The sequence below is a fragment of the Streptomyces gilvus genome (assembly GCF_022513565.1).
Lineage (GTDB): Bacteria > Actinomycetota > Actinomycetes > Streptomycetales > Streptomycetaceae > Streptomyces > Streptomyces gilvus.
In genome coordinates, this window is record NZ_JAKWBE010000037.1 from 59,397 (window position 1) to 78,106 (window position 18,710).

18 protein-coding genes are annotated in these 18,710 nt (G+C 72.4%); 5 read left to right on the forward strand and 13 right to left on the reverse strand.

Translation table 11 applies throughout. The features are described from left to right. The first annotated feature begins 114 nt into the window (after positions 1-114). Positions 115-585 carry an RDD family protein gene (locus MKW14_RS36310; RefSeq protein ID WP_240870378.1) on the forward strand — a complete coding sequence of 157 codons (471 nt, stop codon included), beginning with the start codon at positions 115-117 and terminating at the stop codon, positions 583-585. 78 nt (positions 586-663) lie between these two features. Here MKW14_RS36310 and MKW14_RS36315 read toward each other — a convergent pair whose 3' ends face one another. The 4 genes from MKW14_RS36315 to lipB all read right to left on the reverse strand — a co-directional run bounded on the left by MKW14_RS36315 (position 664) and on the right by lipB (position 3,822). Then, positions 664-1,365: a DUF4191 domain-containing protein gene (locus MKW14_RS36315; protein WP_240870379.1), complete on the reverse strand. Its 702-nt coding sequence runs from the start codon at positions 1,363-1,365 to the stop codon at positions 664-666. Between the two features lie 70 nt (positions 1,366-1,435). Further along, the gene (locus MKW14_RS36320) at positions 1,436-1,636 is read right to left on the reverse strand and encodes an SCO2195 family GlnR-regulated protein (RefSeq protein WP_240870381.1); all 201 of its coding nucleotides are present in this window, start codon (positions 1,634-1,636) and stop codon (positions 1,436-1,438) included. A gap of 258 nt (positions 1,637-1,894) precedes the next feature. Next, entirely contained in the window at positions 1,895-2,860 is a 966-nt protein-coding gene (gene lipA, locus MKW14_RS36325) for a lipoyl synthase (protein ID WP_240870382.1), read from the reverse strand. Positions 2,861-2,934: 74 nt separating this feature from the next. Next, positions 2,935-3,822: a lipoyl(octanoyl) transferase LipB gene (gene lipB, locus MKW14_RS36330; RefSeq protein WP_276622915.1), complete on the reverse strand. Its 888-nt coding sequence runs from the start codon at positions 3,820-3,822 to the stop codon at positions 2,935-2,937. A 168-nt stretch (positions 3,823-3,990) separates the two neighbouring features. Here lipB and MKW14_RS36335 point away from each other — a divergent pair, with 168 nt between their 5' ends. Continuing rightward, complete coding sequence (locus tag MKW14_RS36335) at positions 3,991-5,427, forward strand: NsdA family TPR-like regulatory protein (protein ID WP_240870384.1); 1,437 nt, start codon at positions 3,991-3,993, stop codon at positions 5,425-5,427. A 6-nt stretch (positions 5,428-5,433) separates the two neighbouring features. Here the strand turns inward: MKW14_RS36335 and MKW14_RS36340 are convergent, their stop codons facing one another. Next, a complete protein-coding gene (locus MKW14_RS36340) occupies positions 5,434-6,834 on the reverse strand; it encodes an NAD(P)/FAD-dependent oxidoreductase (protein WP_240870385.1) in 1,401 nt (466 codons plus the stop codon). A gap of 207 nt (positions 6,835-7,041) precedes the next feature. Further along, positions 7,042-7,935, reverse strand: coding sequence for a TIGR01777 family oxidoreductase (locus tag MKW14_RS36345; protein WP_240870386.1), 894 nt, complete (start codon positions 7,933-7,935; stop codon positions 7,042-7,044). A 61-nt stretch (positions 7,936-7,996) separates the two neighbouring features. On the opposite strand from MKW14_RS36345, the gene MKW14_RS36350 reads away from it, so the two are divergent. Beyond that, positions 7,997-8,485 (forward strand): GNAT family N-acetyltransferase, encoded by a 489-nt coding sequence (locus tag MKW14_RS36350; RefSeq protein ID WP_240870387.1) that lies wholly within the window; start codon positions 7,997-7,999, stop codon positions 8,483-8,485. A gap of 3 nt (positions 8,486-8,488) precedes the next feature. On the opposite strand, the gene MKW14_RS36355 is transcribed toward MKW14_RS36350, so the two are convergent. After that, the gene (locus MKW14_RS36355) at positions 8,489-9,673 is read right to left on the reverse strand and encodes a MarP family serine protease (RefSeq protein ID WP_240870388.1); all 1,185 of its coding nucleotides are present in this window, start codon (positions 9,671-9,673) and stop codon (positions 8,489-8,491) included. A 181-nt stretch (positions 9,674-9,854) separates the two neighbouring features. On the opposite strand from MKW14_RS36355, the gene MKW14_RS36360 reads away from it, so the two are divergent. Further along, a complete protein-coding gene (locus tag MKW14_RS36360; protein WP_441349317.1) occupies positions 9,855-10,787 on the forward strand; it encodes a peptidoglycan recognition protein family protein in 933 nt (310 codons plus the stop codon). Between the two features lie 299 nt (positions 10,788-11,086). Further along, positions 11,087-11,332 (forward strand): hypothetical protein, encoded by a 246-nt coding sequence (locus MKW14_RS36370; RefSeq protein ID WP_240870391.1) that lies wholly within the window; start codon positions 11,087-11,089, stop codon positions 11,330-11,332. A 5-nt stretch (positions 11,333-11,337) separates the two neighbouring features. Here the strand turns inward: MKW14_RS36370 and MKW14_RS36375 are convergent, their stop codons facing one another. From MKW14_RS36375 to sucB, 6 genes are all read right to left on the reverse strand, one after another. Next, positions 11,338-11,877: a carboxymuconolactone decarboxylase family protein gene (locus MKW14_RS36375; RefSeq protein ID WP_240870392.1), complete on the reverse strand. Its 540-nt coding sequence runs from the start codon at positions 11,875-11,877 to the stop codon at positions 11,338-11,340. Between the two features lie 36 nt (positions 11,878-11,913). Further along, positions 11,914-12,432 carry a DUF4240 domain-containing protein gene (locus MKW14_RS36380; protein WP_240870405.1) on the reverse strand — a complete coding sequence of 173 codons (519 nt, stop codon included), beginning with the start codon at positions 12,430-12,432 and terminating at the stop codon, positions 11,914-11,916. Positions 12,433-12,488: 56 nt separating this feature from the next. Continuing rightward, positions 12,489-13,463 (reverse strand): helix-turn-helix transcriptional regulator, encoded by a 975-nt coding sequence (locus MKW14_RS36385; RefSeq protein WP_240870394.1) that lies wholly within the window; start codon positions 13,461-13,463, stop codon positions 12,489-12,491. Positions 13,464-13,534: 71 nt separating this feature from the next. Beyond that, positions 13,535-16,237 (reverse strand): pyruvate dehydrogenase (acetyl-transferring), homodimeric type, encoded by a 2,703-nt coding sequence (gene aceE / locus MKW14_RS36390; protein WP_240870396.1) that lies wholly within the window; start codon positions 16,235-16,237, stop codon positions 13,535-13,537. Between the two features lie 285 nt (positions 16,238-16,522). After that, the gene (locus tag MKW14_RS36395; protein WP_240870398.1) at positions 16,523-17,146 is read right to left on the reverse strand and encodes a GntR family transcriptional regulator; all 624 of its coding nucleotides are present in this window, start codon (positions 17,144-17,146) and stop codon (positions 16,523-16,525) included. Between the two features lie 562 nt (positions 17,147-17,708). Then, positions 17,709-18,710, reverse strand: a 1,002-nt coding sequence (sucB, locus tag MKW14_RS36400) for a 2-oxoglutarate dehydrogenase, E2 component, dihydrolipoamide succinyltransferase (RefSeq protein ID WP_240870400.1), incomplete at its 5' end; no start/stop codon positions are given.

Genomic DNA, 18,710 nt, shown 5'->3' on the forward strand with positions numbered 1-18,710 from the left:
CTAGGGACGCGTGATTTCTCGGGCGTGACCCATTTGTTTCGCACAAGTTAACCGGAGTGCGTCCGGTTGACCCCACCTGTCCGTATCCCGAAACGGTGGCAGTACCGTGGACGCGTGGACAAGAGGGAAGCAGTGGGATCGTGGCTCTCGGGCCCCCGGGCGGCCGCCGAGGACGCCGGTGTCGACTTCGGATACCGAGGTGAACAGCTCGGTCTGCCCGAGCAGGGACCGGGCTCGATCGCCCGCCCCGGACGCCGGCTCGGCGCCCTGGCCGTGGACTGGGGCCTGTGCCTCTTGATCGCATACGGTCTCATCACACACGGCTACCAGCCCGGCGCGACCGGGAACTGGGCCCTGCTGGTCTTCTTCGTCCTCGGCGTCCTCACCGTCGGCACGATCGGCTTCACCCCCGGCAAGCGCCTCTTCGGCCTGCGCGTGGTCGACCTCGGTACCGGGCAGCCCACCTTCCTGCGGAGCGTCCTGCGCACGGCCCTGCTGTGCGTCGCCATCCCGGCCCTGATCTGGGACCGCGACGGCAGGGGCCTGCACGACCGGCTGGCCCGCACGGTCGAGGTCCGTGTCTGACCGCTCCGTACAATGGCAAGGCCCGGACAACGCGAAGGGGCGCCCGCGACTGCGGGCGCCCCTTCGACACGAGGAGGGTCAGCGGGCCTTCGGGCCGCCCTTCGGCAGCTTCATGCCCTTCGGCATCGGGCCCTTGGGCAGCGGCATGTTGCTCATCAGGTCGCCCATCGCGCGCAGCCGGTCGTTGGTGGCGGTCACCTGGGGGCCGGTCAGCACGCGGGGGAGCTTCAGCATGGTGGTGCGCACCTTCTTCAGCTCCACCTGGCCGTCGCCCGTGCCGACGATGATGTCGTGCACCGGCACGTCCGCGACGATGCGGTTCATCTTCTTCTTCTCGGCGGCCAGCAGGGTCTTGACCCGGTTCGGGTTGCCCTCGGCGACCAGGACGATGCCGGCCTTGCCGACGGCCCGGTGCACCACGTCCTGGCTGCGGTTCATCGCCACCGCGGGGGTGGTGGTCCAGCCCCGGCCGATGTTGTCCAGCACGGCCGCTGCGGCGCCCGGCTGGCCCTCCATCTGCCCGAAGGCGGCCCGCTCGGCCCGGCGCCCGAACACGATCGCCGTTCCGAGGAAGGCGAGCAGCAGGCCCAGGATGCCGAGATAGATGGGGTGACCGATCAAGAAGCCGATCGCGAGGAAAACACCGAAGATGCCGATGCCGACAGCCGCGAGTACAAGACCGATCTTCTTGTCGGCCCTGCGGGTCATCTTGTACGTCAGGGCGATCTGCTTCAGTCGCCCGGGGTTAGCGGCATCCGCCGCGTTGTCCTTCCTCGCCATGCCACGAAGTCTACGTGGCCCCACAAGCGCCGACGACGGCAGTGCCGGGAAGGACGGGGGGAGGGGCGGTTCAGGGGCGGACGGAGGGGAACTGCTCGAGGACGCGCTGGGCCTCGACCCGGTCCTTGGCGCGGCGGCGGTCCTCCAGGACGGAGGTCCAGGCGTTGCGGCGGGCGGTGCGCTGGCCGCCGCTCAGGAGCAACGACTCGACGGCACGGAGTGCATCGGTGAACGACGGGATGGCGGTGGCGCGAACCGGCGCGGCCTGCATGGTCGAGGTCCCCCCTCGGGGTCGGCGGCTGTCCTGGGTGGTGCACGGGCTGTACAACCAGGGTCACTGATTGGTGTTACCAGGGCGTGACCGACCGGTCAAACACGAATGAAGGCTTGATTCGTGGCGCGCAAACAGGGACGCGGCCCTGACGGCGCCGCTAGCAGCGAGGACGTTCAGGACCGCGTTCTATCGGCCACTACTCGTGGGTAGCAACTTGTGCGCAGATTCACACGTTTGGAGTGGCACTCCGTGCCATCAGACCGCCTGGGAGGCCACGTAGGCGCCCCGCTTCTCCACCGCCATCTGGTAGAGCCGGCCGGCGCGGTAGGAGGAGCGGACCAGGGGGCCGGACATCACGCCGGAGAAGCCGATCTGCTCGGCCTCCTCCTTCAGCTCCACGAACTCCTGCGGCTTCACCCAGCGCTCCACGGGGTGGTGCCGGACGCTCGGGCGCAGGTACTGCGTGATGGTGACCAGCTCGCAGCCGGCCTCGTGCAGCTGCCGCAGCGCGTCGCTGACCTCCTCGCGGGTCTCGCCCATGCCGAGGATGAGGTTCGACTTGGTGACCAGGCCGACGTCGCGGGCCTCGGTGATGACCTTCAGGGAACGCTCGTAGCGGAAGCCGGGGCGGATGCGCTTGAAGATGCGGGGGACCGTCTCGACGTTGTGCGCGAAGACCTCGGGGCGGGAGGAGAAGACCTCGGCCAGCTGCTCGGGGACCGCGTTGAAGTCGGGGGCGAGGAGCTCGACCTTGGTGTGGCCGCCCTCGCGGCCGGCCGTCTGGGCGTGGATCTGGCGGACCGTCTCCGCGTACAGCCAGGCGCCGCCGTCCGCCAGGTCGTCGCGGGCGACGCCGGTGATGGTGGCGTAGTTCAGGTCCATGGTGACGACGGACTCGCCGACGCGGCGCGGCTCGTCACGGTCGAGGGCCTCGGGCTTGCCGGTGTCGATCTGGCAGAAGTCGCAGCGCCGGGTGCACTGGTCGCCGCCGATGAGGAAGGTCGCCTCGCGGTCCTCCCAGCACTCGTAGATGTTGGGGCAGCCGGCTTCCTGGCAGACCGTGTGCAGGCCCTCGCTCTTCACGAGGTTCTGCATCCTGGTGTACTCGGGACCCATTTTCGCCCGCGTCTTGATCCACTCGGGCTTACGCTCGATGGGGGTCTGGCTGTTGCGGACCTCCAGGCGCAGCATCTTGCGTCCGTCGGGGTTGACTGCGGACACGACCGGCTCCCTAGCGATTGATTCTTCGGCGTGCTCAAGGGTACGCCCGTGGATTTGAAAGCCCTGGGCCGTGTTCAGGCCGCCGGTGTCTTCTCGATCACCCTCGGCCGCAGGTCCGCGTTCCCGAGTACGTCCGTCAAGTGGCGCTCGACGACCGGCAGTACGTCGGCGATGGTCAGCTCGCGGCCCAGCTCGTGCGCGAGGGAGGTGACGCCCGCGTCACGGATGCCACAGGGGATGATCTTGTCGAAGTTGGAGGTGTCCGGGTTCACGTTCAGGGCGAAGCCGTGCATCGTGACGCCCTTGGCGACCCGGATGCCCATGGCGCAGATCTTGCGGTCCTCGCGGCGCTGGCCGGCGTTGGAGGGGGCGTACTCCGGGCCGTTGAGGCGGGGGTCGAACTCCTCGTCGGTCAGACGGGGGTCGAAGTCGAGGGAGAGCCCGCCCAGGGCCGGGCGCCGCTCGACGGGGTCGCCGAGGACCCAGACGCCGGCCCGGCCCTCCACCCGGCTGGTCTCGACGCCGAACTCCGCGCAGACCCGGATCATCGCGTCCTCGAGCCGGCGCAGATGCGCGACCACGTCCACCGGGCGCGGCAGCTTCTGGATGGGGTAGCCGACCAGCTGGCCCGGTCCGTGCCAGGTGATCTTGCCGCCGCGGTCCACGTCGATGACCGGGGTGCCGTCGAGGGGGCGCTCGTTGTCCGCCGTGCGCCGGCCGGCCGTGTAGACCGGCGGGTGCTCCAGAAGCAGCACGGTGTCGGGGACCTCGTCCGCGAAGCGCGCCGCGTGCACCCGGCGCTGCTCGTCCCACGCCACCTGGTAGTCCACGGCCTCGGTACCGAATCCCATACGGACGAACCGCAGCTCACTCACGGCAAGCGCCTCCCTGGAAGCTCGTAAGGCACGAAACGTGCCTACGCCACTGTACGACCGACCGTCCTGCGTCAGCCCGGCGGCCAATCCTCACACGATCGGATGAACGAACGGGGAAGCGTGCGACCGTCTGCTCACTCTCCGCTACATTCGCGCCGTTCGCAGAGGCCATAAGGGCTGCTCACAGGCAATCCGGGCACTCGGAGGCCACCTCGGCCCCGGGGAAGGCCCGAAAGGCAGGAGACCGCACCGCAGATGACGGAACGACCCGCGCAGCGCACTCCCAACCGACAGCTCGCCGCGCTCATCGCAGAAGCGGGGTTCTCCAACGCGGGGCTCGCCCGGCGCGTGGACCAACTCGGTCTCGAACACGGACTTGACCTGCGATACGACAAGACGTCCGTGACACGCTGGCTGCGCGGGCAGCAGCCGCGCGGCACCACTCCCGCCCTGATCGCCGAGGTGTTCACCCGGCGCCTGGGGCGCAGACTCACGGCCCAGGACCTCGGCCTCGACGCCTGTGCGCCGGTGTACGCCGGGCTGGAGTTCGCCGGCACGCCCGAGGAGGCCGTCGACATCGTCAGCGGGCTGTGGCGCAAGGACTCCGGCTCGCACGCCGAGCTGCGCAAGATCGCGTTCACACCGGCCGGGCTGGTCGTACCGAGCCGGGACTGGCTGATCGGGCGGCCCGACGACAAGGTGGCCCGCGCCGAACAGCCCGTCCGCATCCCCCCGCAGGGCCGTCCGGCCGTACCCCGCCAGCGCGGACACGGCGACCGCGGGCCCGGGCAGCGGGTCACCGGCGGCGACATCAACGCGCTCCGCTCGGTCGGCGAGCTCTTCCGCACCCTCGACGACATGTACGGCGGCGGGCACGCCCGGCAGGCCCTCGTGCGGTACCTGGAGCACGAGTGCGAGCCGATGCTGCGCGGCACGTACGGCGAGCAGACCGGCCGCAAGCTGTTCGCGGCGGCGGCCGACCTCACCCGGCTCGCGGGCTGGACCTCGTACGACATCGCCGCGCACGGACTCGCGCAGCGGTACTTCGTGCAGGCGCTGCGGCTCGCGCAGGCGGCCGGGGACCGGGCGTACGGCTCCTACGTCCTGGTCACCATGAGCCGCCAGGCCGTCTATCTCGGCCACGGGCGCGAGGCGGTGCAGCTCGCGCGCGTGGCCCAGCAGGGGGTCGGGACGAACGCGCCGCCCGTGGTGCAGGCCCTGCTGCACGCGGCGGAGGCGCGCGGGCACGGCGTGCTCGGCGAGGTCCGCAACTGCACGGCCTCGCTGGTACGGGCCGAGCGCGCGCTGGAGGCGGCGCGCTCGGGGGACGAGGTGCCGTACTGGGCGCGGTTCTTCGACGAGGCGCAGCTGGCCGACGAGTTCGGGCACGCGCACCGGGACCTGCAGCAGTTCCGGGCGGCGGTGCAGCACGCCGAGCGGTCGCTGCAACTGCGTGCGCCGGCGTACGCCCGCAGCCGTCTCTTCTGCCGCGTCGTCCTCGCCTCCGCCCGCCTGGGCCTGGGCGAGCTGGACCAGGCGTGCGCGCTGGGGGCGGAGGCGGCGAGTGCGGCGGCGGACATGCGGTCGGTTCGGGCGACGGAGTACGTGAGGGATTTCGAGCGGCGGTTGGAGCCGTACAAGGACGCGGCGCCAGTGCGGGGGTATCGGGACAAGGTGGCTGCGCTCGGGTAGGCCGCCTCAGGCGGCCCTTGCCGATGGGAGGGGGTCCGCCTGGTGCGTTGAGCCTGCTCCCAGGTCCGTGAGGATCGCTGCGGCGGCTCGGCGGGCCGAGTGGAGGGCTCCCTGGACCGTGCTGGTGTCTCGGTGGTCGCCGCAGACGTAGAGGCCGGCCAGGAGGCGTACCGGGCGGCGGAGGTCGTGCGGGGGCCGCATGGCCGGGACGGCCTCGGCGGTGTGGTGGACGGCCAGCGTCTCCCAGCGGCGCGTCGACGTGCCGTACAGGCGTGCCAGATGCGTGCGCACGGCGGTGTCCAGGTCGGCCGGGGGCGGACCCAGGACCGTCGAGGAGACCAGCCCCCGGCCCGCCGGCGCCCGGCTCGGGTCCACCGCGCTGACCACGGCCGTGTGGGCCACCGGCCCCCCGCGGTCGGCGTCGAGCAGAAGGGCCGCACCCGTCGCCGGCGGCTCGTCCGTGGTGTGGTGGACCACCGTCAGCCGGTGGAAGTCCGGCACCCGCAGGCCCGGCAGCAGCGCGGCCGCGGCCCGCGCGTCCGTCGCCAGCAGCACGGCCCGGCACCGGATCTCCCCGTGCTCGGCCGTGGCGACGGAGCTGGTGGACACCGAGGTCACCCGGACCCCGGTGTGCACGGTGCCCGGCGGCAGCGCCCGCGCCAGCAGCTCCGGCAGCGTCTCGGCGCCGCCCTCCGGCAGACACAGCCGCCCGCCCGCGAAGTCCCTGAGCGCGAGATCCGCGCACCGGCTGGACGTCGTCAGCTCCGGGTCGCACAGCAGCGCGGCGAGCAGGGGCCGCAGGAACCCGTCGATGGTGCGGGCCGGTACGCCCCGTGCGGCCAGGGCCTGGGCCGCGGGCAACTCGGGCCGGGACAGCAGGCGTTCGACGGGCATGCCCGCGAGCCGGGCCAGCGCCGCGGTCAGCCGCGCCTGGTCGACGGCGCTGCCCAGCGGGGCCGCGGCGCGCACCCGGGGCACGTCCGCAGCCGTCGTACCGCCCGCCCGGCCGCGCGACGGCACCCAGGACGGGGAGGGCACCCTCGGCGCACTCGCCAGCGCACGTACGGCGTGCAGTGCGCCCCGTGCGCCCCCCGCGCTCGGCACCGCGCCCGCGAGGTGGCGGCGGCCGTCGCTGTGGACGAGCACGCCCGGGGCGAACAGGCGCAGCGCGAGGGCGTCGAGGCCGGGGGTGAGGCGTAGTTCGGGATACGCCGTGGACAGCAGCTGTCCGATGCGGTCGAGCCGGAAGCCGTCGACCTTCTCGGTCGACATCCGGCCCCCGACCCAGGGCGCGGCCTCCAGGACCGCGGTCGTCACTCCTGCGCTGGTCAGCCGATGCGCCGCCGAGAGGCCGGCGACCCCGGCCCCCACGATCACGACGTCCGCCTGGTACGCGGGCTCAAGCACGTGCCCCTCCTCGAGGTTGCGCGGCCGGTGGAGACGTCATGCCCCCAACTGGCTCCGGGGATACCCGAGTTCGGATCGAGGTTAGGGCCGCCACCGGTCAGGGGGAGTCGCGCATGAACAGGGCACGGTCGCACACCGGTCGCATTCGGTCACCGGTGGTCGTCGCGTTGTCGCCGCCTCGTCGCCGCCTTGTCGCCGTGCCCCGCCTCACGCCGCCCGGAGGGCGCCTTCGATGTCCGGGAACGCGAAGGTGAACCCCGACTCCAGCAGCCTCGTCGGCACCACCCGCGCGCTGCCCAGCACATCCCCGGCCATCTCGCCGAGCACGGTCCGCAGCGCCGGCGCCGGCACGGTGAAGAACGTCGGCCGGTGCAGCACGCGCCCCATGGCCTCGGTGATCTCACGGTTCGTCAGCGGGTTCGGGGCCGTGACGTTGAACGGCCCGGACAGCCCGTGGGTGTCGATCAGATGCCGGATCGCCGCCACCTCGTCGTGCAGCGAGACGTACGACCAGTACTGCCGCCCGTCGCCCATCCGCCCGCCGAGCCCCGCCTTGAAGAGGGGGAACAGCCGGGCCCAGGCGCCGCCCTCGCTCGACACCACGAGCCCCGTGCGCACGAACGCCGTCCGCACGCCCGCCTCCCGCGCCGGTGCCGCGGCCGCCTCCCACTCCACGCACAGCTCCGGCAGGAACCCGCTGCCGGCGGGCGCGCTCTCGTCGACCACCCGGTCGCCGGTCTCGCCGTAGTAGCCGATCGCGCTGCCGTTGACGAACACCCGCGGCCGGTCGTCGAGGGAGGCGATCGCCTCGGCCAGCGCGGCGGTGCCGAGCACCCGGCCGGCCCGGATCCGCGCCTTGTACGCGTCCGTCCAGCGCCGGTTCCCCACCCCGGCCCCGGCGAGGTTGACCACGGCGTCGCACCCGGCGAGCCCCGCCGTGTCGACGTACCGCCCCTCGGGGTCCCAGCACACCTCGTCCGCGCCCCGCGCGGCCCGCCGCACCAGCCGTACCACCCGGTGCCCGTCGGCGGTCAGGGACCGCGCCAGCGCACCCCCGATCAACCCGGACGCACCGGACACCGCGATTCGCGCACGTTCCATGCCCCCATTCTGCTGGCCGCGCAGGCAAGGCCCCGGTCGGGTCGGTCGTAAGGTGGCCGTCATGCCGGTACCGCACATACGCCACGCCACCCTCGACGACGAGGACACGCTGGGCCGCCTCGACCGGGTCACCTGGTCGCCGCTGCACTCCGTGCAGCCCCGTCCGCGGCCGCCGTACGAGCCCTTCTACAACGAGCGGTTCGGGCCCCGGGACCATCTGGTCGCCGAAGTCGACGGCGCGGTCGTCGGCTACGTCCGGCTGGGCTATCCGACCCCGCTGGCCTGCAACTCCCACGTCCGGCAGATCCAGGGGCTCGTCGTCGCCGAGGAGGCGCGCGGGGCCGGGGTCGCGCGGGCGCTGCTGCGGGCGGTGCGGGAGGAGGCCCGCCGGCAGGGGGCACGCCGGCTGACCCTGCGCGTGCTCGGGCACAACGCCCCGGCCCGGCGGCTGTACGAGGCCGAGGGGTTCGTGGTGGAGGGCGTGCTGCCCGGCGAGTTCCTGCTGGAGGGCGAGTACGTGGACGACGTGCTCATGGGGTGCGCCCTGTGACGGTCAGGAACTGACCAGGTCGCCCGTGTCCACCGGCGCCGTCGCGCCGGCCGCCCGGGCCGCGTCGGAGGCGACCTCGTCCGCCGTCAGGACGTAACCGGTCTCGTTGTCGGAGGTGGAGCGGGCGAAGACCACGCCGTAGACCCGGCCGTCGGTGGTCAGCAGCGGGCCCCCGGAGTTGCCGGGGCGGACCGTGGAGCGGATCGAGTAGATCTCCCGGGTCACCATGCGGTCGCTGTAGATGTTCTGCCCCGTCGCGTTGACCCGGTTGGCCACGGTCGCCGCCTGCAGGTTGAGGTCGCCGTCCTGCGGATAGCCGGCCACCACCGCGGAGTCGCCCCGCTCGGCCCCGTCGTCGAACTTCAGCACCGGCGCGTTCAGGCCCGGCACGTACAGCACGGCCACGTCCTTGTTCGGGTCGAAGAGCACCACCCGGGCGTCGTACGACCGGCCCACCCCGCCGATGCGGACGGTCGGGTCGTCGATGCCGGCCACCACGTGGGCGTTGGTCATCACGTGCTCGTCGGCGTACACGAACCCGCTGCCCTCGCGGCCCTGGTCGCCGGAGACGCCCTCGATCTTGACGGTGCTCAGCTTGGCCGCGCTGGTGGCGCGGGCGGTGACGCTGTCGCCGGTGGGCTTGGCGACCTCGGCCGTGGACTCGTTCTCGAAGGGGTTGAACACCTGCGGGAAGCCCGCCTGCGTCAGCGCGGCGGTGGCCCGGGAGAACCAGGTGGGCGTGGTGTCCGGCATGAGGTTCTGCACCGAGCGCAGCAGCGCCGAGTCGCGGATCGCGGTGGTCACCAGCGGCGAGGAGGAGGCGCCGAGGACGCTCGCGGCGACCCAGGCCACGATCAGCACGGCGATCGAGTTGGCGGCGGCGCCGCCGATCCCGTCGGCGACCCTGAGCGGCCCCTCGTCCAGCTCCCGCCGCAGCCGCAGCGCCAGCCGTCCCGCGAGCTCGTGTCCCACCACGGCCGGGATCAGCACGGTCAGCACCGCGGTGACGGTCGCCCGGGTCGTCCCCGCCTCGACCAGGTCCATCATCCAGGGCAGCACCCACACGCCGATGACGGCTCCGCCCACGAACCCGGCGAACGAGACACAGCCGGCGACCAGTCCGCGCCGGTATCCGGATGCCGCGTAGGCCAGAACGACCAGCATCAGCAGGATGTCGAGCAGGTCCACAGAGCCGCCTTTCTCTTCAGACCTCTAAGTACGCGCGGGACCGGCCCGATGATCAGCCGCGCGGGTGTGTGTCTCCCCCCTGCCCCTTCCACCCGGAAAAACGTCGCGGACCAGGACGATGGTTCCACCGGGTGGCACAGCACACATCGCGGGCGCGGGGGATACGGCCGAGAGTGGACGCATGCGTGTCCGAAGATCGCGGGGAACCGGGGAAGCGGGGAGGTCGAGGGGGGCCCGTGCCGCCCGCGTGCTCGTCGCCGTCGCGCCCGGTCTGGCCGCGGTCGTCGGGCTCGTGCTGTGCGTGGACGGCGTCCAGCGCGCGACCGACCGCCGGGCCGCCCCGCCGGCCGCCGTGGCCCGCCCTGCGGCCCCCGCGCACTCCGCGTCGAAGCCCCGTATCGTGCCGCGCTCGGCCTGGCTGGACGACCTGGCCCGGCACGCGCAGCCGCCCCCGCGCTACGACGACAAGGTCCTCGCCGTCTTCGTCCACCACACCGACTCGCCCAACGGTTACGACTGCGCCGACGCGCCCCGCATCATCCGCTACCTGTACGCGGGCCAGACCGGGGCCCGGAACTGGGACGACATCGGCTACAACTTCCTCGTCGACCGGTGCGGCACCATCTACGAGGGCCGCGCGGGCGGCACGGACCGCGCCGTCACCGGCGCCCACACCCAGGGCTTCAACCACCGCACGGCCGGCATCGCCGCCCTCGGCACCTTCACCGCCGGCGTCCCCGTGCCCCCGGCCATGGCCGAGGCCATCGCCGCCCTCGCCGCCTGGAAACTGGGCCTGTCCGACATCGACCCCCGCGCCCGGGTACGGCTCACCTCCAGCAACAGCCTCAGCCGCTTCCGCGCCGGCACCACGGCCACCCTCCCGGCCCTCGCCGGCCACAAGGACGCCTACATGACCAGCTGCCCCGGCGCCTCCCTCATCGCCCGCCTCCCGGAGATCAGGGAGCGGGCCGCACGGCTGCAGGGCCGGACCGGACAGCTCACCGGCGCCCGAGGCAGGCGTTCAACGCCCGCTGCAGCACCTTCCCCTGGCTCCCGACGGGCAGCTCCCACTCCCCGAGGTACTCCACGGCCCGTCCGCCCGCCCCCGTCTTGAACCGCGGCCGGCCCAGCAGCCGGTCCTCGGTGAGCGCCGGCGTGACGGACCGCAGGTCGTGGACGTCGGCGCCCGCGGCCCGCGCGTCGCACAGCATCCGCCTCAACAGCAGGCTGCTGGGCCGCAGTTCACGCCCCCGGCGCCCGGAGGCCGCGTACGAGTGCCAGGAACGGGGACCTGCGTTGATCTCACACGGGGGCTGCCCATGGGGCCTCACAGGTTTCTCGTAGCCGCCTCACCGCTCCCCCCGAGGTGGCCTCCCTATGGTCATGCACACGCACTGACTGGAGGTGGGGAAAATGAACAGCAGCCACACGAACATCACGAAAACCCCGGACACCGCGGAGAAGACGGCCGGTCGGAGCCGGCTGACGCGCGGTCCCTGGGCCGCCCTGTGCGCCGCCGCGGCCGTCGTCCTCGGCCCGGCCGCCGTCACCGCCTCCGCCCTCGACCAGGCCAACGCGGCTCCCCTGCACCACGCCGTCATGGCCGGCCACACGCAGGCGTACATCCCCGCGGACACCGCCCGCCGCCGCGCGGCCTGAGCCCGTTACCGCTCCCCGTCGCCCGACAGCCCGAGGAACCGCTCGCCGGACGGGTCGACGTCCACGCCGAGCCCGTTCATCAGGCCCGCCAGCATCACGTAGTAGCCGACCGTCGTGACCACTTCGACGACCTGCCGGTCGGTGAAGCAGGCCCGCAGCGCGGCCAGGGTCTCCTCGGCGAGGGTGTGCCGGGAGACCAGCTCGAAGGCCGCGCCGATCGCCGCCGACTGAGCCGCGTCGAACTCCGCGCCGCTCGCCCGCCGTTCCGCGATCGCCGCGAGCTGTTCGGGCGTCACCCCGAAGTGCAGCGCGACCGGGCCGTGCTGGACCGCCTCGTACTCGCACTCGGTGCCGGCCGCCACCGCCAGGATCACCAGCTCCCGCAGCCGGGCGGAGAGCGTGGACCCGCCGAGCACGGCCATGCCCAGGTCGATCGCGGGGCCGGTCAGAGGCGGGGCGTGGGAGAGCATGCGGAAGGCGTTGAGCGGCACGGGAAGTCTGGCGACGGCGTCGGCGTCGCGCTCCGGGTACGGGATCCGGGCCATGGCCCCCCTCACAGTCCGTGTCCGCGGTGGTGTGCGTCAGTCCCTGAAACGCTCCCACAGCTTGGGATACCGCTCCGCCAGCACCCGCTCGTTCTCGAAGTCGATGGGAGCGCCCGCCGGTTCGGCGGCGGGGGGCGCGATGCCGAGGTCGGGGGCGACGGTTCCGGTGAGCTGCTGGTAGGCGTCGTCGGCCGCGTACCCCAGCTCCTCGCCGTCGCCGTCGAGTTCCTCGTCGAAGTCGTCAAGGAGGTCGGCCAGCGCGTCGGGATGGTGCACGGCTCCCTCGTACACCTCCCGCCCCTGACCGATCAGCCAGCAGCGGAAGAAGTCGAACGCGTCGTCGCTGGCGCCGTCGAGCAGCACCCAGGCCGCGCCCCACAGGTTCCAGGTGTACGCGCGGTTGTAGCGCGCCTCGAAATGACGGGCGAAGTCGAGGACCATCTCGGGTTCCAGCTGGAGCAGCCGGTCCACGAGCAGGTCGGCCTGCTCCTCGGGGTCGCCCTCGGCGGCCTCGCGGGTGGCGTCCACCAGCTCCCAGAACTCCGTCTCGTCCATCACGGGTCCAGCATCGGCCCTGGGCGGGTGGGGCGCACGTGGAGTGCGGCGGATTGTTATGTCCCGTACAGAGCGGCGATCCGGGCCGCGTCCCGCGTGAAGCGCTCGCGCAGACTCGGCGGCGCCAGCACCTCGACCTCCGGGCCCAGCCCGGTCAGCTGGCCGTGCGCGACCTCCTCGGACTCCACCGGCAGCGTCACCGTCACCCACCCGTCCTCGCCCGGTGCGCCGGCCCGTTCGAGCGCCTCCCGGGCGGCCTGCGGATCGACGGCGTACGGCAGCGCCCGCGCCCCGGCCGCCGACAGCCGTACGACGACCTCGGCGTGCAGGATCGACCGCGCGAACCGCACGGCGTGCGCCGCCCAGAAGCCGGGCAGGTCGAAGGACTCGTCCCGGGTGAAGCGGGCGCCGTCGGGGACGACGGAGGTGAACCGGTCCAGGCGGTAGGTGCGATGGGCGGCGGTGCCCGGGACACGGGCGCACAGGTACCAGACGCCCGCCTTCAGCACGAGCCCGTACGGCTCCAGGCTCCGCTCCACCTCGCCCTCGCCGCGCCGGTAGCGGGCGGTGAGCCGGCGGTCCTCCCACACCGCCTCGGCGATCACCGGCAGCAGCTCGGGCGTCTCCGGCTCACGGAACCAGGCGGGCGCGTCCAGATGGAACCGCTGGGCGGCGGTGCGGGAGGCGTCCCGCAGGGACGGCAGCAGCGCCGCCGACACCTTCAGCCGCGCGGCGGAGGCGGCGTCCTCCAGCCCCATCTCGCGCAGCGCCCCCGGCACCCCGCTCAGGAACAACGCCTCGGCCTCACCGCGCGCCAGCCCCGTCAGCCGCGTCCGGTACCCCCCGACGAGCCGGTACCCCCCGGCCCGCCCCCGGTCGGCGTACACCGGCACCCCGGCCTCCGACAACGCCTGCGCGTCCCGGGTCACGGTCCGCTCCGACACCTCCAGCTCCCGCGCCAGCTCGACGGCGGTCATCGACTCCCGGTTCTGGAGCAACAACACCATTTTGATGAGACGGGCAGCGCGCATGGGGTCATGATGCAACGACGCCCCCGCCGCGGCGGGGGCATCGTCGGTCGGCCGGTGCCGGTCGGCCGGTGTTACAGCCCGTACTTCTCGCGCGCTTCCTTCACGGCCGTCGCCTTCACCTCGCCGCGGCGGGCGAGCTGGGCGAGGGCGGCCACGACGATCGACTCGGCGTCGACGCCGAAGTGGCGGCGGGCCGCCTCACGGGTGTCGGAGAGACCGAAGCCGTCCGCACCGAGCGAGGACCAGTCCTGCTCGACCCACTGCGCGATCTGGTCCGGGACCTGGCGCATGTAGTCGGAGACCGCGAGCACCGGGCCCTCCGCGCCCTGCAGGGCCTGCCGGACGAACGGCACGCGCTCCTCGCCCCGCAGCAGCGCCGCGTCCGCCTCCAGCGCGTCACGGCGCAGCTCCGTCCACGACGTCGCCGACCACACGTCCGCCGCCACGCCCCACTCCTCGGCGAGCAGCCGCTGCGCGGTCAGCGCCCAGTGGATCGCCGTGCCGGAGCCCAGCAGCTGGATGCGCGGGGCGTTGGCCGGGACGGTCACGCCCGCCGACTCCGCCGTGTTGAAGCGGTACAGGCCCTTGACGATGCCCTCGTCGATGCCGAGGCCCTGCGGCTTGGCGGGCTGCGGCAGCGGCTCGTTGTAGACCGTCAGGTAGTAGAAGACGTTCTGGTCCTCGCCGGGCCGGGCCTCGCCGTACATCCGGCGCAGGCCCTCACGGACGATCACCGCGATCTCGTAGGCGAAGGCGGGGTCGTACGACAGCGCCGCCGGGTTCGTCGCCGCGATCACCGGTGAGTGGCCGTCCGCGTGCTGCAGGCCCTCGCCCGTCAGGGTCGTACGGCCGGCCGTCGCGCCGACCAGGAAGCCGCGCCCGAGCTGGTCGCCGAGCTGCCACATCTGGTCGGCCGTGCGCTGCCAGCCGAACATCGAGTAGAAGATGTAGAACGGGATCATCGCCTCGCCGTGCGTCGCGTACGCGGTGGACGCGGCGATGAAGTCGGCCATCGAACCGGCCTCGGTGATCCCCTCGTTGAGGATCTGGCCGTTCTTGGCCTCCTTGTAGTACATCAGCTGGTCGCGGTCGACCGGCTCGTACGTCTGTCCCTTGGGGGAGTAGATCCCGAGGGACGGGAACAGGCTCTCCATGCCGAAGGTGCGCGCCTCGTCGGGGACGATCGGCACCCAGCGCTTCCCGGTCTCCTTGTCGCGGACCAGGTCCTTGACCAGGCGGACGAAGGCCATGGTGGTGGCCACGTTCTGCGAGCCGGAGCCCTTGTCGAAGGAGGCGAAGGCCTTCTCGGCGGGGGCGGGCAGCGGCGCGAGCGCGTGCGTGCGGCGGGCCGGGGCCGGGCCGCCGAGGGCCGCGCGGCGCTCCTGGAGGTAGCGGACCTCGGGGGAGTCGGCGCCGGGGTGGCCGTAGGGGACCACGCCGTCGACGAACTGGCTGTCGGAGATGGGCAGTTCGAGAAGGTCCCGCATGTTCTTGAACTCGTCCACCGTCAGCTTCTTCATCTGGTGGTTGGCGTTCTTCGACGCGAAGCCCTCGCCGAGGGTGTAGCCCTTGACGGTCTGCGCCAGGATCACGGTCGGCGCGCCCTTGAACTCGACGGCCGCCTTGTAGGCCGCGTACACCTTGCGGGCCTCGTGACCGCCGCGCGAGAGGTGGAAGCACTCGAGGATCTTGTCGTCGCTCAGCAGCTTCGCCATCTCGGCGAGCGCCGGGTCCTTGCCGAAGAAGTCCTCGCGGATGTAGGCCGCGTCCCGCGTCTGGTACGTCTGCACCTGGGCGTCGGGTACCTCACGCAGCCGGCGTACCAGCGCGCCCGTGGTGTCGAGCTGGAACAGCTCGTCCCAGGCCGTGCCCCACAGGGTCTTGATCACGTTCCAGCCGGCGCCGCGGAACTGGGCCTCCAGCTCCTGCACGATCTTGAAGTTGGCGCGGACCGGGCCGTCGAGGCGCTGCAGGTTGCAGTTGATGACGAAGGTCAGGTTGTCCAGGCCCTCGCGGGAGGCCAGGGCGAGCGCCGCCGTGGACTCCGGCTCGTCCATCTCGCCGTCGCCGAGGAAGGCCCACACGTGCGAGGACGAGACGTCCTTGATGCCGCGCGCCGTCAGGTAGCGGTTGAAGCGGGCCTGGTAGATGGCGGACAGCGGGCCGAGGCCCATGCTCACCGTCGGGAACTCCCACAGCCAGGGCAGCCGGCGCGGGTGCGGGTACGACGGCAGGCCGTTGCCGCCGGCCTCCTGGCGGAAGTTGTCGAGGTGCGCCTCGGTGAGGCGGCCGTCGAGGAAGGCGCGGGCGTAGATGCCCGGGGAGGCGTGGCCCTGGATGTAGAGCTGGTCGCCCGAGCCGTCGGACTCCTTGCCCTGGAAGAAGTGGTTGAAGCCGGTCTCGTAGAGCCAGGCGGCGGAGGCGAAGGTGGCGATGTGGCCGCCGACGCCGTGTTTCGAGCCCCGCGTCACCATCGCGGCCGCGTTCCAGCGGTTCCACGCGGTGATACGGCGCTCCATCTCCTCGTCACCGGGCACGGACGGCTCGGCGGCGGTGGGGATGGTGTTGACGTAGTCGGTCTCGAGGAGCTTGGGCAGCGCGATGCCGGTGCCCTCGGCCCTCTCCAGCGTCCGGCGCATCAGGTACGCGGCCCGGTGCGGGCCCGCCGCCTCGGCGACCGCGTCCAGGGAGGCCTGCCACTCGGCGGTCTCCTCCGGGTCCCGGTCCGGGAGCTGGTCGAGCTCGCTCGGCTGGATGGCGTTGGGGTCGGTCATGTCGCCGCCTTCCTCAGTCGAAGGGGGTTCCCTCATCGGCAAGGGTTCGGGGGTGCCCTCGGTCTTTGGCAGGACAGGGCTGGGACCTCGGTGCTGTGACACCTTGCGGCTACCGCCGCGTGGTCCGTCGGCGACAATAACTCGCTGATCGATGATCGATCAAAGGGTCCAGGGCAAAATATCTTGATTCCGAGAAAGTCGGCACGGAGTGTCTCGCCCGAAGACACCGGGTGCCGCGGTATTTGAGGCGTTTTCGCAGGTGAGCGGGGTTGCGCTCGGGTGGTTTCAGGCGCGCGGCGCGCACCCGAGCACATGCGCCTTGACGATCTCGGCGATTCGCGGGTCCCGCCGCCGGAACGCGGCCACCAGCTCGTCGTGCTCCTCCGCGTACGACTGCTGAACGGTCCCCAGCCAGCGGATGGACAGGGCCGTGAAGACCTCGATGCCCAGGCCCTCCCAGGTGTGCAGCAGCACCGAGTTGCCGGCCGCCCGCACCAGCTCGCGGTGGAAGCCGACCGTGTGCCGCACCTGTCCGGTGCCGTCGGAGTCCCGGTCCGCCTCGTACAGCGCGCTGACATGCGGTTCGAGCGCCGAGCAGTCCTGCGCCAGCCGCTCCGCCGCCAGCTCGGCGGCGATCGCCTCCAGGCCCGCCCGCACCGGGTAGCTCTCCTCCAGGTCGGCCGCCGTCAGGTTCCGCACCCGTACGCCCTTGTTCGGCGCGGACTCGATCAGCCGCAGCGACTCCAGCTCCCGCAGCGCCTCCCGCACCGGCGTCTGGCTGACCTCCAGCTCGGTCGCGATACGACGCTCCACGATCCGCTCGCCCGGCTTCCAGCGCCCGCTGACGATCCCTTCCACGATGTGCTCGCGGATCTGTTCGCGCAGCGAGTGGACGACGGGCGCGGTCATGAGAGCTCCTTAAGGGCGTTTGACGTTTAGACAATAAGGCCGCGAGCGCTTCCGGGAGGGGCGCACGGGGGCGCTTTCATGCAGGTGAGACGAGACTTACACGCCCCACAGGGCAAGGCCGCCTGTAAAGACCCGTACCGGACAGGACCCGGAGTCGTCACCGCCGTAACGTGCCGGCCGCCCGCGCCGTCGCGGTCGTCAGGGAGTTCCCGCACGGGGCGGGCGCTCCTGGTAACTCGGGGGTGGGGCATGAGCATCGGGGTACAGCCGGCAGCGGCACCGTGAGCGTCGGCGGCGCGGGGATCGCGGACCTGGCGGCCGCGGTCCGGGGCGGCGGCGCGAGCGGCGGGGCCTGCGTCTTCGTCGAGCCGGACGGCGCCCAGAAGTGCGGACACGTCGGCTGGGGCTTTCGCAACACGGGAACCGACCGGTGGGTGTACGGCGCCGTCGGGAGCCGCTTCTCTGGAACTGGAGCGACCGCGTCCGCACGCCCGGGTGGCGGACGCGACGGTGCCCCCGCCGGAAACGCTCCGGACGGGGGCACCGCGCGTGCAGCGGGACCTCAGAGGCCGAGCTCGACCTCGAACTCGCCCGCCTCCAGGATCGCCTTGACCGCGGTCAGGTAGCGGGCCGCGTCGGCGCCGTCCACCAGACGGTGGTCGTAGGAGAGGGTCAGGTACGTCATGTCGCGGACGCCGATGACCGTGCCCTCCTCGGTCTCGATGACCGCCGGCCGCTTGACCGTGGCACCGATGCCGAGGATCGCGACCTGGCCCGGCGGCACGATGATCGTGTCGAACAGCGCACCGCGCGAACCGGTGTTGGAGATGGTGAAGGTCGCGCCGGACAGCTCGTCGGGCGTGATCTTGTTGCCGCGGACCTTGCCGGCCAGCTCCGCCGTGGCCTTCGCGATGCCGGCGATGTTCAGGTCGCCCGCGTGCTTGATGACCGGGGTCATCAGGCCCTTCTCGGAGTCCACCGCGATACCGACGCTCTCGGTGTCGAAGTAGGTGATCGTGCCCTCGGCCTCGTTGATCTTGGCGTTGATGACCGGGTGGGCCTTCAGCGCCTGGGCCGCCGCCTTCACGAAGAACGGCATCGGGGAGAGCTTGACGCCCTCGCGCGCGGCGAAGGAGTCCTTGGCCTTGGCCCGCAGCTTCATCAGGCGGGTGACGTCGACCTCGACGACCGAGGACAGCTGCGCCTGCTCGTGCAGCGCCTTGACCATGTTGTCGCCGATGACCTTGCGGATGCGCGGCATCTTGACGGTCTGGCCCCGCAGCGGGGAGGCCTCCAGCGTGGGCGCCTTCTTCGCGGCCGGGGCGGCAGCGGCGGCCGGGGCCGGGGCAGCGGCGGCGGCCTTCGCGGCCTCGGCGGCGGCGACGACGTCCTGCTTGCGGATACGGCCACCGACGCCGGTGCCCTTGACGGAGGCCAGGTCGACACCGCTCTCGGCGGCGAGCTTGCGCACCAGCGGGGTGACGTAGGCGCCTTCGTCGGTCGCCCGGGCGGCGGTCGGGGCGCTGGGCGCGGCGGCCGGGGTGACCGGAGCCGGAGCGGCCGG

Bases quoted from the DNA above. Each gene is read 5' to 3' on its own strand.
- MKW14_RS36315 (WP_240870379.1), bottom strand. From the start codon at position 1,365: ATGGCGAGGAAGGACAACGCGGCGGATGCCGCTAACCCCGGGCGACTG.
- MKW14_RS36320 (WP_240870381.1), bottom strand. From the start codon at position 1,636: ATGCAGGCCGCGCCGGTTCGCGCCACCGCCATCCCGTCGTTCACCGAT.
- MKW14_RS36335 (WP_240870384.1), top strand. From the start codon at position 3,991: ATGACGGAACGACCCGCGCAGCGCACTCCCAACCGACAGCTCGCCGCG.
- MKW14_RS36345 (WP_240870386.1), bottom strand. From the start codon at position 7,935: ATGGAACGTGCGCGAATCGCGGTGTCCGGTGCGTCCGGGTTGATCGGG.
- MKW14_RS36350 (WP_240870387.1), top strand. From the start codon at position 7,997: ATGCCGGTACCGCACATACGCCACGCCACCCTCGACGACGAGGACACG.
- MKW14_RS36360 (WP_441349317.1), top strand. From the start codon at position 9,855: ATGCGTGTCCGAAGATCGCGGGGAACCGGGGAAGCGGGGAGGTCGAGG.
- MKW14_RS36370 (WP_240870391.1), top strand. From the start codon at position 11,087: ATGAACAGCAGCCACACGAACATCACGAAAACCCCGGACACCGCGGAG.
- MKW14_RS36375 (WP_240870392.1), bottom strand. From the start codon at position 11,877: ATGGCCCGGATCCCGTACCCGGAGCGCGACGCCGACGCCGTCGCCAGA.
- MKW14_RS36380 (WP_240870405.1), bottom strand. From the start codon at position 12,432: ATGGACGAGACGGAGTTCTGGGAGCTGGTGGACGCCACCCGCGAGGCC.
- MKW14_RS36385 (WP_240870394.1), bottom strand. From the start codon at position 13,463: ATGCGCGCTGCCCGTCTCATCAAAATGGTGTTGTTGCTCCAGAACCGG.
- aceE (WP_240870396.1), bottom strand. From the start codon at position 16,237: ATGACCGACCCCAACGCCATCCAGCCGAGCGAGCTCGACCAGCTCCCG.
- MKW14_RS36395 (WP_240870398.1), bottom strand. From the start codon at position 17,146: ATGACCGCGCCCGTCGTCCACTCGCTGCGCGAACAGATCCGCGAGCAC.